The sequence below is a fragment of the Achromobacter sp. UBA4530 genome, from assembly GCF_002388205.1.
GTDB classification, from domain to species: domain Bacteria; phylum Pseudomonadota; class Gammaproteobacteria; order Burkholderiales; family Burkholderiaceae_B; genus Achromobacter; species Achromobacter animicus.
The window spans coordinates 49,842-64,191 of record NZ_DGMA01000013.1 but is presented as its reverse complement, the minus strand read 5'-3'; the positions used below and the strand labels follow the sequence as shown (position 1 = coordinate 64,191).

At 67.2% G+C, this 14,350-nt stretch carries 13 protein-coding genes; 2 read left to right on the top strand and 11 right to left on the bottom strand.

Going from position 1 to position 14,350, the window contains the following annotated elements; genetic code table 11:
- The first annotated feature begins 35 nt into the window (after positions 1-35).
- Positions 36-1,316 (top strand): amidohydrolase family protein, encoded by a 1,281-nt coding sequence (locus B2W22_RS13145; protein WP_286938037.1) that lies wholly within the window; start codon positions 36-38, stop codon positions 1,314-1,316.
- Here B2W22_RS13145 and B2W22_RS13140 read toward each other — a convergent pair.
- The 9 genes from B2W22_RS13140 to B2W22_RS13100 are packed head-to-tail and all read right to left on the bottom strand — an operon-like array spanning position 1,291 to position 9,549.
- The gene (locus tag B2W22_RS13140) at positions 1,291-1,677 is read right to left on the bottom strand and encodes a RidA family protein (protein WP_056565915.1); all 387 of its coding nucleotides are present in this window, start codon (positions 1,675-1,677) and stop codon (positions 1,291-1,293) included. The genes B2W22_RS13145 and B2W22_RS13140 overlap by 26 nt on opposite strands.
- Complete coding sequence (locus B2W22_RS13135; RefSeq protein ID WP_286938035.1) at positions 1,674-2,837, bottom strand: NAD(P)/FAD-dependent oxidoreductase; 1,164 nt, start codon at positions 2,835-2,837, stop codon at positions 1,674-1,676. Before B2W22_RS13135 ends, B2W22_RS13140 begins: the two co-directional genes overlap by 4 nt.
- 12 nt (positions 2,838-2,849) lie before the next feature.
- The gene (locus tag B2W22_RS13130; RefSeq protein ID WP_286938033.1) at positions 2,850-4,292 is read right to left on the bottom strand and encodes an NAD(P)/FAD-dependent oxidoreductase; all 1,443 of its coding nucleotides are present in this window, start codon (positions 4,290-4,292) and stop codon (positions 2,850-2,852) included.
- A complete protein-coding gene (locus tag B2W22_RS13125) occupies positions 4,289-4,597 on the bottom strand; it encodes a (2Fe-2S)-binding protein (protein ID WP_056327675.1) in 309 nt (102 codons plus the stop codon). Before B2W22_RS13125 ends, B2W22_RS13130 begins: the two co-directional genes overlap by 4 nt.
- Positions 4,581-5,738, bottom strand: coding sequence for an NAD(P)/FAD-dependent oxidoreductase (locus B2W22_RS13120; protein ID WP_218342445.1), 1,158 nt, complete (start codon positions 5,736-5,738; stop codon positions 4,581-4,583). The genes B2W22_RS13125 and B2W22_RS13120 overlap by 17 nt, the downstream gene beginning before the upstream one ends.
- On the bottom strand, positions 5,738-6,538 hold the full coding sequence (locus B2W22_RS13115) for an ABC transporter permease (protein WP_105236818.1): 801 nt from the start codon (positions 6,536-6,538) through the stop codon (positions 5,738-5,740). The genes B2W22_RS13120 and B2W22_RS13115 overlap by 1 nt, the downstream gene beginning before the upstream one ends.
- Before the next feature lies 1 nt (position 6,539).
- A complete protein-coding gene (locus tag B2W22_RS13110) occupies positions 6,540-7,406 on the bottom strand; it encodes an ABC transporter permease (RefSeq protein WP_175125845.1) in 867 nt (288 codons plus the stop codon).
- Positions 7,403-8,470 (bottom strand): ABC transporter ATP-binding protein, encoded by a 1,068-nt coding sequence (locus tag B2W22_RS13105; RefSeq protein ID WP_175125846.1) that lies wholly within the window; start codon positions 8,468-8,470, stop codon positions 7,403-7,405. The genes B2W22_RS13110 and B2W22_RS13105 overlap by 4 nt, the downstream gene beginning before the upstream one ends.
- Positions 8,471-8,517: 47 nt before the next feature.
- Positions 8,518-9,549: an ABC transporter substrate-binding protein gene (locus tag B2W22_RS13100; RefSeq protein ID WP_286938029.1), complete on the bottom strand. Its 1,032-nt coding sequence runs from the start codon at positions 9,547-9,549 to the stop codon at positions 8,518-8,520.
- Positions 9,550-9,734: 185 nt separating this feature from the next.
- On the opposite strand from B2W22_RS13100, the gene B2W22_RS13095 reads away from it, so the two are divergent.
- Positions 9,735-10,538, top strand: a complete 804-nt coding sequence (locus B2W22_RS13095) for a GntR family transcriptional regulator (protein ID WP_175125847.1) — start codon at positions 9,735-9,737, stop codon at positions 10,536-10,538.
- Between the two features lie 13 nt (positions 10,539-10,551).
- Here the strand turns inward: B2W22_RS13095 and B2W22_RS13090 are convergent, their stop codons facing one another.
- Positions 10,552-12,276: a hydantoinase B/oxoprolinase family protein gene (locus tag B2W22_RS13090; protein ID WP_286938028.1), complete on the bottom strand. Its 1,725-nt coding sequence runs from the start codon at positions 12,274-12,276 to the stop codon at positions 10,552-10,554.
- Complete coding sequence (locus B2W22_RS13085) at positions 12,263-14,326, bottom strand: hydantoinase/oxoprolinase family protein (protein WP_286938027.1); 2,064 nt, start codon at positions 14,324-14,326, stop codon at positions 12,263-12,265. The genes B2W22_RS13090 and B2W22_RS13085 overlap by 14 nt, the downstream gene beginning before the upstream one ends.
- Positions 14,327-14,350 lie beyond the last annotated feature (24 nt).

Genomic DNA, 14,350 nt, shown 5'->3' with positions numbered 1-14,350 from the left:
GATGCAGCAACTGAATGTTTTCGCAAGGAATTCGCATGCTCGATCTGATCATCAAGAACTGCACGCTGCCCGACGGCCGCAAGAACATCGACATCGGCGTGGCCGACGGCCGCATCACCGCGCTGGAACCGGCGTTGAAGGCCGAGGCCGCGCAGACCGTGGACGCCGCCGGCCAGCTGGTGACGTCGCCCTTTGTCGACGCGCACTTCCACATGGATTCCACGCTGTCCTTCGGACTGCCGCGCGTGAACCAGTCGGGCACGCTGCTCGAAGGCATCGCGCTGTGGGGCGAGCTCAAACCCCTGCTGACGCAGGAAGCGCTGGTGGAACGCGCACTGGCCTACTGCGATTGGGCCGTGGCGCGCGGGCTGCTGGCGATCCGCTCGCACGTGGATGTCTGTGATCCGCGCCTGCTGGCGACCGAAGCGCTGCTGCACGTGCGCGAAAAGGTCAAACCCTACCTGGACCTGCAACTCGTCGCCTTCCCGCAGGACGGCGTACTGCGCGCGCCCGGTGCGCTGGACAACCTGAAGCGCGCGTTGGACATGGGCGTGGACGTGGTGGGCGGCATTCCGCACTTCGAACGCACCATGCAGGACGGCGCCGAATCCGTGCGCATCCTGTGTGAACTGGCGGCCGAGCGAGGCCTGCGCGTGGACATGCACTGCGACGAAAGCGATGACCCGCTGTCACGCCACATCGAGACGCTGGCGTACCACACGCAGCGCCTGGGCCTGCACGGCCGCGTGACGGGTTCGCACCTGACGTCCATGCACTCGATGGACAACTACTACGTGTCCAAGCTGATCCCGCTGATCCGCGAAGCCGGCGTGTCCGCGATTGCGAATCCGCTCATCAACATCACGCTGCAGGGCCGTCACGACACATATCCCAAGCGTCGCGGCATGACGCGCGTGCCCGAGCTGATGGCGGCGGGCGTGCCGGTCGCCTTCGGCCACGACTGCGTGATGGACCCGTGGTACAGCCTGGGTTCCGGCGACATGCTGGAGGTCGCGCACATGGGCCTGCACGTCGGCCAGATGACGGGCCAGGACGCGATGCGCGCCTGTTTCGAAGCGGTCACCACCACGCCTGCCAAGATTCTTGGCCTGGACGAAACGGGCCTGGCGGTCGGCAAGCGCGCCGACCTGGTGCTGCTGCAGGCGCGCGACGCGGTCGAGGCCTTGCGCCTGCGCGCCACGCGCCTGATGGTGCTGCGCGCCGGCAAGGTGGTGGCAACCACGCCGCCAGCCACCGCCACCCTGAACCTGCCGGGCCGCCCCGGCGCCGTCAGCTTTCAGACACCGGCCCGCTGACGTACGCCGGCTGCGCGGCGGCCGTCACGATGATCTCCACCAGCAGATCAGGCGAGGCCAGCTTGGCCTCGCACGTGGCGCGGGTGGGCATCGCTCTGGGCAGCGCCCACTCGGCCCACACCGCGTTCATGCCGGCAAAGTCGCGCTCGATGTCCTTGAGCCAGATCTGCACGGTCAACAGGCGCGACTTGTCGGTGTTCGCCTGCTTCAGATAGCCGTCGATCTTGGCCAGCACGTCGCGCGTCTGCGCGGCGATCCCGCCTTCCGCATTCGAGGTCACGCCCGCCACGTACACGGTGTCGCCGTGAATCACGATGCGCGACAGGCGCTCATTCGTTTCCTTGCGCACGATATCGTTCATTGGTCTTGCTCCTTGGTGGATGAGCCGGATGCCTGGCCGGCATCCGAGAATCGTTCGATCCGGAATGGGGTGATCGGCATGTCTGTCGCGCCAGTCGTGATCAGGTCGGCCATGATGCGGCCGACGATGGGCCCGAGCTCAAAGCCGTGCGCCGAAAACCCGAAGGCGTGAAAGGCCGTCTCGTGCCGGCTGCTGCGCCCGATCACGGGAATCTCGTCGGGCATGGCCGCTTCGATGCCCGCCCAGCCGCGGTTCACGATCGCATCGCGCATGTGCGGGAACAGGTCGACCACCGTACGCGCGCCCTCGGCCAGCGAGCGGAAATCCAGTTCGGTCCACTCGGCGTCGCGGTCCACCCAGGCGCGCCGGCCGCCGCCGATCAGCACGGTGCCGTTGGTGCGCTGCTTGAACGACAGCGCCCGGCCGGTGCCCAGCACCACGGGATCCAGAAAGTGGTCCATGCGCAGCGTGACGAGCATCATGGGACTGATAGGCAACAGCGGCACCGGCTCGCCCCATTGCGCGGCGATCCGGTCGGCCCACGCGCCTGCGCAGTTCAGCACCTGCGGCGCGGTGTACACGCCGGCGTCCGTCTCCACGCGCCACTGCCCATCGTGCCTCGTCACGCTGTGCACGCGCACGCCTTCCAGGAACTGCGCGCCAAGACTGGCGGCCCTCATGCGAAAGGCAAGGGTGGTGCGGTAGGGATCGGCCGCCGCGTCCTCGCGCGCGATCAGGCCGCCTTGCACCGTCGGCGCAATCGCAGGAATCAGGTCCAGCAGGTCTTCGCGCGTTATCCACTGTTCGTGGGTGTAGCCGTGGTCCGTCATGGTCTTGAGCCGAGCCCGTAGCGTTTCCGCGTCAGCCTCGTTCTCGGCCACACGCACCTGCCCGTGCTGCTCGAAGCCGCAGTCGTCGTCCACCAGCTCGCCGATGCGATACCAGAGCTCGCGCGAGGCCAGCGCCAGCGGCACCTCGGCCAGATGGCGCGACAGCGTGCGCACACCGCCTGCGTTGACGCCCGAGGCGTGCCGCCCCACATAGTTCTTCTCGATGACCAGCGCGCGCACGCCGGCGCGCGCCAGATGCAGCGCGGCCGAGCTGCCGTGCAGCCCGCCGCCGATGATGATGACTTCAGCCGCCCGCGTTTGAACGGTCATGGCGTCCACCCGTCATTTCTTCAGGCGGACGACGGCCTGACGCGAATCGTCGGTCTGCGGCAAGGAGGCCAGTTCGCCCAGCGTGAGCGGCTTGGTCGGGAAACGCAGCCGGTAGTAGCCCACTTCCTCGGTCGGCACGCCGCGCTCCTCGGCAATGATCTCGGCCACCGTCAGGCCGCAGAATCGGCCCTGGCAGGGTCCCATGCCACAGCGCAGGAAGGCCTTCATCTGGTTCGGACCGCTGCATCCCAGCTTGACGGTCTCGCGCACCTGCGCGGCGGTGACTTCCTCGCAGCGGCACACGATGGTGTCGCCGGTGGGCCGGCGGAACGCCTCGGGCGCCTTGTAGAGCGTGTCGAAGAACTCGCGGCCCCGCACGGCCCGTGCCAGCGCCTCGCGCGGCGCGGCGGCCTCGCTGTCGCGCTTGCGCGCGTCGATGCGGCCCAGCAGATGCGCGGCCTGCAACGCGGCCAGCCGGCCACGGTGCTCGGCCGCCACCGCGCCCGCGATACCCGCGCCGTCGCCAGCCATGCCGATGCCGTCCACCGCCGTCGTGCCCCACCCGTCAACCTCCGGCTCCCAACAGTCCAGCGCGTCGTTCCAGCGATGCGGCACGCCCACGGCGCGCGACAGGTTCACGTTGGGCACCACGCCCTGATGCAGCATCAGCTGATCGGCGGGCAGCGTCTTGGTGACGCCGCCTGCGGTATAGCGCACGCTTTGCAGCTTGCCGTCGCCCAGCGCTTCCAGCGCCGTCACGCCCTTGACGATGGGCACGGCGGCCTTGACTGCGCGCAGCAGCTTCAGCCCCTTGCCCAGGTACGGCGAGCGCAGAAATCCCCAGACCTTGGGCAGCGCCTGGCCCATGCGGCCGGGCGGCGTGGTTTCCAGCAGCGCGTCCACCTTCACGCCCGCATTCAGGTATTGCCAGGCCACCAGGTACAGCAGCGGTCCGCAACCGGCCAGCACCGTGCGATCGGACGGCACAACGCCGGATGACTTCAAGAGGATCTGCGCCGCGCCCGCCGTGATGACGCCAGGCAGCGTCCAGCCCGGAATCGGAAACGGCCGCTCCTGCGCGCCGGTGGCCAGCAGCAGGCGGCGCGCGTGCACGATGCGCGCCTCGCCCGCGACCGAATACGCCACCTCGAAGCCTTCCGCTGATTCGGGCGCCGTGCGCTGCGCCACGGCCCACACCGTCGCGCCCGGCACGTAGCGCGCGCCCGACTGCTGAAACGGCGGCACCAGCGTGGCGCCGTGCCAGTAGTCTTCGCCCAGGATGCCGCGGTCGGTGACCGGCGTGGTGGTGATGGCGCGGTAGATCTGGCCGCCCGGCGCGGGCTGCTCATCCAGCAGCACGGTGTCCACGCCCAGGTTGGCGGCCAGCGTCGCCGCCGCCAGACCCGCCGGGCCTGCGCCCACCACCAGCAAATCGCATTGCGTCGTGTCGATCATGCCTGCACCTTGCGCGCACCCAACTGGCGCTCGATCTTCATCCCTTCCCGCACTGGCGTCATGCAGCCCTGCTGGTTCGCTTGCCCATCGATGGTGACCAGGCAGTCGTAGCAGACGCCCATCATGCAGTACGGCCCGCGCGGCACCTCGTTGACCGCCGTATCGCGACAGGCCTGCACGCCGCCCGCAAACAAGGCGGCAGCGACGCTGTCGCCCTGACGGCAAAGCATCTCGGCCCCATTGACCGTTACCCGCACCGGCGCGCCCTGCGCCTGCCGCTGCGCCTCGTCAAGCCGCTTGAACATGAAACCTCCGGGTCGAGAAGGGCGCCATGTCGTCGGCCAGGCTGCCGGCGGCGATCATGGGCGCCAGATTGAGCGCATGCGCGGCGGCAAGCGTCACGCCGCTGTGACAGGTGGCGACGAACGCCCCCGGACACGTTTCGGATTGCTGATAGATCGGAAAGCCGTCCTTGGACATGACGCGCAGCGCCGCCCAGCTGCGCACCACGCGCACGTCGCGCAGCGCGGGCAGCGTGCGGACCGCGCGGTCGGCCAGCGTGCCGAGGATCGGCAGGCCCACCAGGTTATCCACATAGCCGGCCTCTTCCTGCGAGTCGCCGATCAGCCAGGTGCCTTCGTCCGTCTGGCGCAGCGTGGACAAGGGGGTTTCCAGCATGCGGCGCGTGCGCTCCAGCACGACGATCTGGCCGCGCTGCGGGCGCACCGGCACGTCCAGTCCCACCTGTTCGCCCAGCTGCTTGTTGGACAGCCCCGAGGCCAGCACCACCTTGTGCGCGCGCACCGTGCCGCTGGGCGTGGCGATATCAAACACGCCGTCACGCAGCCGGATGCTCTGCGCCGGACGCTGCGGCAGGTAATCCACAACCCGCTGTGCAAAACTCATGTGCAACGCGCGCAGGAGCTTCAGCGGATTCGCAATGCCGTCCACCGGCGTCCACGTCGCGCCGCGCACTTCCGGGCCGATGCCCGGCACCAGATCCGCGACTTCGGCGCGGTCCAGCATCTTCCAGTCGTACTGCGCCATGCCCGGCTGCGCGAGCAGCGTGGTCATGAAGCGCGTGCGCGCCTCGACCTCTTCGTCGCTCAAGAGCGCATGCAGGCCGCCGCGCTGCTCCAGATGCACGTCGACCCCGGTCTCTTCCTGCAGCAGGGCAGCAAGTTGCGGCCAACCCTTGGCCGAGGTCATGGTCCACACGCCGTAGCGCGGCAGCCCCATCCCCTTGCTCTGCACCCACACCAGCCCGAAGTTCCCGCGCGAGGCCCGGTAGGCCACGTCACCCTCGTCCAGCACGGCCACGTGGTCCAGCTCGCGCCGCAGCCCGTAGGCCACGGCCGACCCGACCAACCCGCCCCCGATCACCACCGCATCGTAGATGCCGCGGTGCACGGGCGCGCGCGGCGCCAGTTCTTTCTCGTCCGTCATCAGCGTCCCTTTCCTACAAACAGCTTCTCCAGACCGACGGCGCGGTCCAGGATGAATATGGCAATGATGGTTACGTAGATCAGCACCGCCGACACGGCTGTCACCAGCGGGTCGATGGTGTCTTCGATATGCAGGAAGATCCGGACCGGCAGCGTGGTGGTGGACGGCGAGGCGATGAAGATCGACATCGTCAGCTCATCGAAGCTGGTGATGAACGCGATCACCCAGCCGCTCACCACGCCCGGCAACAGCAGCGGCAGCACCACGCGCCGGAAGGCCGTCCAGTTGGACGCGCCCAGCGATTGCGCCGCCCGCTCCAGCGCCGGGTCGATGCCCGCCGCCGACGCCAGCACCAGCCGCAGCGCGTACGGCATGACCAGGATCACGTGCGCCACCACCAGGCCGAAATACGTGCCGGCCAGGTCCACGGTGGTGAAGAACTTCAGGAACGCCAGGCCCAGCACGACGTGCGGAATCATCAGCGGCGACAGGAAGAACGCCACCAGCGCCTCGCGACCGGGGAAGCGGTTGCGCGCGATGGCCAGCGCGCTGGGCACGGCCAGTGCAATGGCAAGCGTGGCCGACAGCGTGCCCAGGCCCAGGCTGAACCAGAACGCATCGACAAAGCGCGGGTTGTCCAGGATGGCGCGGAACCAGCGCAGCGACAGCCCGCCGGACGGCAGCGAGATGAAGCCTTCGGACGTGAACGCCACCGCGCACACCATGACGATGGGCGCCAGGATGAAAAGGATGAACAGCGTGTGGAAGACGAGGCCAATGGGGCCGTTGCGAAATTGCATGTCAGCCTCCGGCCTGGTTGAACACCGCGCCGTAGCGACGCTCGATGATGCGGTTGGCGGACAGCAGCACCACCACCGTCGCCACCAGCAGCACCACGGCCAGCGCCGCGCCCAGCGGCCAATTCAGCGTGTTCAGGAATTCGTCGTACGCGGCAGTGGCCACGTTCTTTAAGCGGCGTCCACCGATGATGGCGGGCGTGGCAAAGGAGCTGGCCGCCATCGCAAACACCATGATCGCGCCGGACAGAATGCCGGGCATCACCTGCGGCACGATCACGCGCCGGATCACGGTGAACTGGCTGGCGCCCAGCGACAGCGCGGCGGCCTCGGTGGCCGGATTGATCCGCTGCAGGGAGGCCCACACCGCGATCACCATAAACGGCACCAGCACGTGCGTCAGGGCAATGCCCACGCCCAGGTTGCTGTACATGAGGTCGATGGGCGTTGAGATCAGCCCGATGCCCATCAGCGCCTTGTTGATCAGACCCGTCGAGCCGAACAGCAGAGCCCAGCCCAGCGTGCGGACCACCACCGAGATCAGCAACGGCCCCAACACCACCATCAGGAACAGGCCCTTCCACGGATTGGCCATGCGCGAGAGCACGTAGGCTTCAGCCGTGCCCAGCACCAGGCACGCGACCGTCACGGCCGCGGCAACGCCGAACGTGCGTGCGTAAATCTCGTAGTAGTAGCCGTCCGAGAAGATCTCGATGTAGTTCTTCCACGTAAAGGTGGCCTGCATGCCGCCATAGAACTGGAAGTCGAAGAAGCTGATCAGGAACACCAGCGCCATCGGCACCACGAGGAACGTGGCGTACACCACCAGCGCCGGCGCGCTGAGCACCCACGGATTGGTGCGCGTGCTCATGACGCTTTACCTTGCGGCGCAGCGGCCGGATCGACGGTGCACATGTCCTGAGCACGCCAGCGCAGGTGCACGGGCTCGCCTTCGGCCGGCACCGGCACCCCGTCGTTCTGACGGATCACCATGACTTCGCCGACCGACGTTTCCACCTGGCACAGCCAGTGATTTCCCTGGAACACGCGCGTCTTCATGCGGCCGGGCAACGCACAGGCCGCGGGTTCGGAAAACAGGATCTTTTCGGGGCGCACGATCACGGCGCCTTGCGGCACGGGCGCACCTTCCAGGCCGATGTGGGCCTCGCCGATGCGGGCGCGCATCTCGCCTTCGTACTGCTCGGCCTGCGGGGTGAAGACGTTGGCCTTGCCGAGAAAGCCGCCGACGAAATGGCTGGCGGGGCCTTCGTACGCGGCGAACGGTTCGGCCACCTGTTCGACGCGTCCCTGGTTCATCACGACGATGCGGTCCGACAGCGCCAGCGCCTCGGACTGGTCGTGCGTAACGAGGATGGTGGTGGTGCCGACGGTGCGCTGGATGCTGCGCAGTTCAAGCTGCATTTCTTCGCGCAGCTTGGCGTCCAGGTTGGAGAGCGGTTCGTCCAGCAGCAGCACGCTGGGACGGATGACCAGCGCGCGCGCCAGCGCGACGCGCTGCTGCTGGCCGCCCGACATCTGCGCCGGATGCCGGTCGGCCAGATGCGCCAGGCCCACGAGCTTGAGCGCATCCGCCACGCGAGCCAGCCGCTCGTCCTTCTTGACGCGCTGCATCTCCAGGCCGAACGAGACGTTCTCGGCGGCGGTCATGTGCGGAAAGAGCGCGTAGTTCTGGAACACCATGCCCAGCCCGCGCTTGTTGGCCGGGACCTTGCTGACGTCCTTGCCGTTCAGCACGATGCTGCCGCCCGACGGCTCGACAAAGCCCGCGATCATCTGCAGCGTGGTGGTCTTACCGCAGCCGGAAGGCCCCAGCAACGAGATGAACTCGCCTTGCTTCACGGACAGGCTCAGGTTTTCAACGGCAGTGGTGTCGCCGTAGCGCTTGCTCAGGCGGTCCAGCACGAGATAGGTCATGAAAGCTCCCGGTGGGCGGCGCCAGCGCCGCCCTTAAGCACACGCAGTCAGCGCTCGATTTCCCGCGTCCAGCGCTTGTTCCAGTCGTCCCGGTTCTGGTTGACGGTGTCCCAGTCGATCACGATGAGATCGGCGGCGCGCTTGCCGATGGGCAGCGGCACGCGGGGATCGTCAGCCACCTTGGCTTTCTTGTTGACCGGACCGTAGCCGTAAGCCGAGGCGAGCTTCTCCTGAACCTCAGGCGACACCAGGTACTCCACGAACGCCTGCGCCTTCGGATTGGCGTTGGACTTGGCGATCGGACACACGGACGAGAGCAGTGCGTAAGCGCCTTCCTGCGGGTAGACGAAGCCGACGGGGAAGCCGGTGTCGGCAAACGCCTTGACGCGGCCGCTGCCCCACACCGCGATGGTGGCCTGGCCGCTGGAGAAGAGTTCGGTCATCTTGCCGGGCGAGGGCTCATAGACCAGCACGTTGGGACCGACTTCGTTCTTAAACGTGGTGAAACCAGGGTCGATCTTCTTTTCGCCGCCGCCGCCTTCGCGGGCATATTCCACCAGCGTGTGCAGGCCGTAGGTGTTGTTGAGCGGCGGGATGACGAGCTGCTTCTTGTACTTGGGATCCTTCAGGTCCTTCCACGACGTGGGCGGCGCCCATTTCTTCTCGTCGAAGACCTTCTTGTTGTACATGATGCCGGTGGCCACGATGCCGATGGCAACCGCCTTGTCGTCCTTGTAGCGCGCCGTGGTGTAGATGTCTTCGGCGGGCAGGTTCTTGATGGGTTCGCAGAAGCCCAGCGCAATGGCCTGGTACATGGGGCCGTCGTCGATGATGGCGACGTCGATTTGCTGGTTGCTCTTTTGCGCCTGCAGGCGCGCGACGGTGTTGGTGGAGTTGCCGGCAACGTAATCCAGCTCGACACCGTGCTGTTTGGCGAAGGGCGGAAAGATGTCCTTGCGCATGATGTCTTCGAACGAGCCGCCGTAGCCGGCGACCACCAGTTTCTGCTGCGCCTGTGCGTTTGCGCCCAGCCCGGCTGCTACCGCCGCGGCCGCGAGCACTGCAAGTACCTTGCTCATGAGAACCCCCGAATATTGGAAGAGAACTGCAAGAACCGACTGATTTGTTGCCCGGCGACTTCATGTCCGCCGTACAATTTGTCCGTACATGAATGTCCGGACAAATAATGGATCTCGGCAGAGTGCCTTGTCAATCGGTTATTGTCCGGACAAACCCTATAAAACCAATGAAGGAGGCTCCCCTCATGACCCGATCTTCCGAGCGCGCTGCCAGTTCCGGCGGGGAGCGGGAAGCGCGCGGCCGGCCTGGCGCGGCGCTCCCGGCCGACGTGGCGGGCGGACCGCGCTACAAGAGCATTTATCAATCGCTGTCGCAGGACATCAGCTCGGGGCGCTACCCCGTGATGACGCTGCTGCCGACCGAACACGAGCTGTGCGAACAGTTCGGCGCCAGCCGTCACACGATCCGCGAAGCCATCCGCATGCTGACCGTTGCCGGCGTGGTGTCGCGCCGTCCGGGCGTGGGCACGCGCGTGGAAACGGCGCGCGCCACCACGCGCTTCACGCAGCGCATCTCGCAGTTCCCCGACCTGCTGCAATACGCCCGCAACGCGGCGCTGCTGGTGCAGGACGTGCGCACCGTCAAGCTCACCAAGCGGCTGGCTGAAACGCTGGGCTGCGAGGCCGGCCAGCAGTGGCTGCACATCAACTCCATCAAGACACTGGACGATCCCGACGTCGCCGCCGCCTGCACGCTCATTTACGCGGACCCGGCGCATTCCGACGTGCGGGTGGACGTGAAGTCGCGGATCTCGCTGTTGCGCCTGATCGAGGACCACTTTGGCGATCGCATCACCGAGGTCAACCAGGAGTTCTCCGCCACGCCCATCGGCGCGGCGATCGCAAAGCAGCTCCAGGTCGACACGGGCACGCCGGGCTTCGTCATCACGCGCCGCTACTACGGCGATGGCGGCGTGCTGCTGCTTGCCACCATCACCACGTTTCCGCACGACAAGATGAAGTACTCGATGACGCTCAACGTCAGTTGATGCGCAGCGCGGCTCACGCGGACAAGCCATAGTCCGCGCGCGCCGCGTCGGCGCTGATCTTGCCGTCCGCCAGATCCTGCGCCACGCGCGCCCGCGGCCGCGCCGAAGGCGCGCCATAGCCACCGCCGCCAGGCGTTTCGATGCGCACGCTCTCACCGGCTTCGAGCGCAATGTTCGCGGTCTTGGAGAACAGCTCCTCTTGTTGCGGCGTGCCGAAATTGCGGATCAGCCGCGCGCGTCGTCCGTCACGTCCGCCGTCCACGCCCGCCGCCACGCCCACGGTGTGGCTGTCCGACCGGGCCGAGAACACGATGCCCGGTCCCACGGCGCGGATCTGCTTGGCGATGGCCATGCCGCCGCGCGTGCGGCCCGCACCGCCCGAGTCCTGGATCATCGCGTACTCGTCCATCAGCAGCGGATACTCGTTCTCCAGCGCTTCCACGGGTAGATTCGACGTGTTGGTCATGTGCACGTGCACCGCGTCCATGCCGTCCGCATCGAAGCGCGCGCCCGCGCCGCCGCCCAGCGTTTCCAGATACACGAAATGGCCCGCGCGTTCGCGCCAGCGGCCCGAGAACACGATGGCGGGGCAGCAGTCGTTACTGGACGCCATGGTCTTTTCGGGCGGCAGCAGGCCGCGGAACGCGCCGAAGATGGCGCCGGCCACCTTCTGTGCGGTGATGGACCGCGCACCCACTGCGGCCGGGTGTTCGGGATTGGTGATGGTGCCCACCGGCGCCGACAACGTGATGGGGTCGAACAACCCTGCATTGGGCGCCAGGTCCGGATCCAGCAGCGCTTTGACCGCGTAGTACACGCAGGCACGCAACGCGTTGAAGGGCAGGTTCATGGCGCCACGCGCCTGCTTGCCCGACCCTTCGAAGTCGAAGTGCAGGTTGTCCGCGCTGACGGTCAGCGTCACCTGGATGGGTACCGGGTCACCGCCCATGCCGTCGTCGTCCAGATCGCTGCGGAACGTATAGCTGCCGGCGCGCAATTCCGCGGTGCGGTTCAAGAGGCGTTTGCGCGTGTAGGCGATCACATCGTCCACCGACCGCAGCACCGCCTCCAGTCCCATCTGGCGGATCAGGCCCTGCACGGCGGCCGCGCCTCGGCGGTTGGTGGCCATCTGCACGCGCAGGTCGAGCACGCGCTCTTCCGGGTCGCGAGTGTTGGCGCAGATGAGGCGCAGCAGGTCTTCGTCGGTCTCGCCCGCGCGGGCGATGCGGCAGGCGGGGATGCGGATGCCTTCCTCGAAGATCGATTTCAGGCCCCCGGCGATCGAACCGGGCACCGCACCGCCCACGTCGGAATGGTGCGCAATGTTGGCCGCGAAGAAGCGCAGCACGCCGTCCCAGAACACCGGCGTGATGATGTTGATGTCGGGCAGGTGGCTGCCGTCCGCCAGATACGGGTCATTGCAGATATACACATCGCCGTCGCGGATCTGGTCAGCCGGGAACGTGCGCAGAATGGCGCGCATGGCGCCGTCCAGCGAGCCCAGGTGCAGCGGAATCTGCGTGCCCTGCGCGACCAGCCGTCCGGCAGCGTCGAACAGCGCCACCGAGCAATCCTTACGCTCTTTGATGTTGGTCGAGAACGACGCGCGCACCAACGTGTTGTTCATGTCCTCGGTGATGGACAGCAGGCGGTTGCAGAAGACCTCCATGCCGATGGGATCCGCCAGCGTGGGCGTGGCGTCCGCGGCGCGGGATTGAACAGAATCAGGCTTGGTCATGCGAGTCTCCTTGCAGGCGGATGATCAGGTTGCCGTACTCGTCAACGCTGGCCTCGTGGCCCACGCCCACCACCGTGGTCGAGCTCATTTCCTCGAGCAGCGCGGGTCCCGTGAAGCGCGCGCCGGTCGGCACGCGGTCACGGTCATAGACGGGCGTTTCACGCCAGCCATGCGCCGGGCCGAAGTAAGCCTTGCGCTGGCCCCGCGCCGCGTCCTCCAACGTGCCGCCCACGTGTCTTGGCGAAAGGGGCGCCTTCACCACCTGTCCCACGGCCTGCATACGGCAGTTGATGATCTGCACCTTGCGGTCGTCGACGGTGTAGCCGTATTCCCGCTCATGCGCCTCGGCGAAGCGGCGCGCGAATTCCGCGTAGCCGCCCTCACGGGTGTCGTCCAGGCTGACCTGCACTTCAAAGTTCTGGCCCTCGTAGCGCGCGTCGATGGCGCTGTGGCACACGCGCAGCGACGGATCGACGCGTTCGGATGCCAGCCAGTCCTGGGCCTGCGTGCGCAGACCGTCGAAGATCGTGGAGATCGCGGGCCAGCTGTCCGCATCGGCCAGCGAGATCTCGCTTTGCACGAAGTCGAAAGAGATATCCGTGAGCAGGATGCCGCGGGCGCACATCGTGCCCGGCTCCTGCGGCACGATGACGACGGGGATGCCGCATTCCTCGGCCACTTCCACCGCATGCAGCGGGCCGGCGCCGCCGTACGCATACAACGCGAAGCGCGAGAGATCGTAGCCGCGTTCGGTGGACACCGCACGGATCGCACGGCTCATGTTGGCCGCCGCAATGCGCAGGATGCCCTCGGCGGCCGCCTCCATGTCCAGCCCCAGCGGTTCGGCGACGCGGCTGCGGATGACCTCGCGCGCGGCATCTGCGTACACCGGCATGCGGCCGTTCAGAAGCGCGGCGGGATTGAGCCGTTGCAGCGCGATTTCGGCGTCCGTGATGGTCGGCTCCTGGCCGCCGCGGCCGTAGCCCACGGGACCGGGCACCGCGCCCGCGCTATGCGGCCCGACCTTCAGCGCGCCAGCGTCGTCCAGCCAGGCGATGCTGCCGCCGCCCGCGCCGATGACGTGGATGTCGACCATGGGTGTCTTGACCGGATACCCGGCGACGTGGCGGTGCGACGTGAAGAGCGGACGGCCCTCGCATACCAGCGAGACGTCCGTGCTGGTGCCGCCCACGTCGAACGTCACCAGGTTCAGGCTGCCGATGGCGCGTCCCACGGCGGCTGCGCCGACGACGCCCGCCGCCGGACCCGACAGGCAGGTGCGTACCGGATATTGGCGCACGGTGGCGATCGACATCAGGCCGCCGTTGGAGTGGATGGTGTGCGGCTGATGACCGATGTCCAGCTCCCGCACGCGGTTCAGGAAGCGTTCCAGATAGCGCGCCATCTTGGGCCCGACCGCGGCGTTGAGCACGGTGGTGGACAGGCGCTCGTATTCGCGGAACTCGGGCAGCACGTCGGACGACTGGCTGATGTAGGCATCGGGCATCTCCTCCGCGACAATCTGCGCCGCGCGGCGCTCATGCGCGGGGTTGCGGTAGGCGTGCAGGAAGCAGATCGTGACGGCCTCGATGCCGGCCTTGGAAAAACGGCGCGCGGCATCGCGCACCTGCGCTTCGTCCAGCGCCGTCAGCACATCGCCCGCTGCGTTCACCCGCTCGTCGACTTCGGCGCGGAACTCGCGCGGCACCGCCACGGGCGGCTTGCCGACGCTGTAGTCGTACAGGTGCGGACGCGTCTGGCGGCCGATCTCCAACACATCGCGAAAGCCGCGCGTGGTGATGAGCCCGACGCGCGCGCCCTTGCGTTCGATGATGAGGTTGGTGGCCACCGTGGTGCCGTGGCCGACGTGCGAGACCTGTGATGGCGCGACCCCGTGATCCGCGAGCATCTGGCCGATGCCCGTGGCGATGGCCTCGGAGGGATCGTGCGGCGTGGAAGGCACTTTGTGAAAGTGCACCACGCCGGCGTCCTCGTCGATCATCGTGAAATCGGTAAACGTGCCTCCGACGTCTATCCCTATGCGATACATATCGTTCGTTCCAAAAAATGAAGA

Bases quoted from the DNA above. Each gene is read 5' to 3' on its own strand.
- B2W22_RS13115 (WP_105236818.1), bottom strand. From the start codon at position 6,538: ATGCAATTTCGCAACGGCCCCATTGGCCTCGTCTTCCACACGCTGTTC.
- B2W22_RS13120 (WP_218342445.1), bottom strand. From the start codon at position 5,738: ATGACGGACGAGAAAGAACTGGCGCCGCGCGCGCCCGTGCACCGCGGC.
- B2W22_RS13090 (WP_286938028.1), bottom strand. From the start codon at position 12,276: ATGACCAAGCCTGATTCTGTTCAATCCCGCGCCGCGGACGCCACGCCC.
- B2W22_RS13135 (WP_286938035.1), bottom strand. From the start codon at position 2,837: ATGACCGTTCAAACGCGGGCGGCTGAAGTCATCATCATCGGCGGCGGG.
- B2W22_RS13105 (WP_175125846.1), bottom strand. From the start codon at position 8,470: ATGACCTATCTCGTGCTGGACCGCCTGAGCAAGCGCTACGGCGACACC.
- B2W22_RS13095 (WP_175125847.1), top strand. From the start codon at position 9,735: ATGACCCGATCTTCCGAGCGCGCTGCCAGTTCCGGCGGGGAGCGGGAA.
- B2W22_RS13140 (WP_056565915.1), bottom strand. From the start codon at position 1,677: ATGAACGATATCGTGCGCAAGGAAACGAATGAGCGCCTGTCGCGCATC.
- B2W22_RS13125 (WP_056327675.1), bottom strand. From the start codon at position 4,597: ATGTTCAAGCGGCTTGACGAGGCGCAGCGGCAGGCGCAGGGCGCGCCG.
- B2W22_RS13110 (WP_175125845.1), bottom strand. From the start codon at position 7,406: ATGAGCACGCGCACCAATCCGTGGGTGCTCAGCGCGCCGGCGCTGGTG.
- B2W22_RS13145 (WP_286938037.1), top strand. From the start codon at position 36: ATGCTCGATCTGATCATCAAGAACTGCACGCTGCCCGACGGCCGCAAG.
- B2W22_RS13100 (WP_286938029.1), bottom strand. From the start codon at position 9,549: ATGAGCAAGGTACTTGCAGTGCTCGCGGCCGCGGCGGTAGCAGCCGGG.
- B2W22_RS13130 (WP_286938033.1), bottom strand. From the start codon at position 4,292: ATGATCGACACGACGCAATGCGATTTGCTGGTGGTGGGCGCAGGCCCG.
- B2W22_RS13085 (WP_286938027.1), bottom strand. From the start codon at position 14,326: ATGTATCGCATAGGGATAGACGTCGGAGGCACGTTTACCGATTTCACG.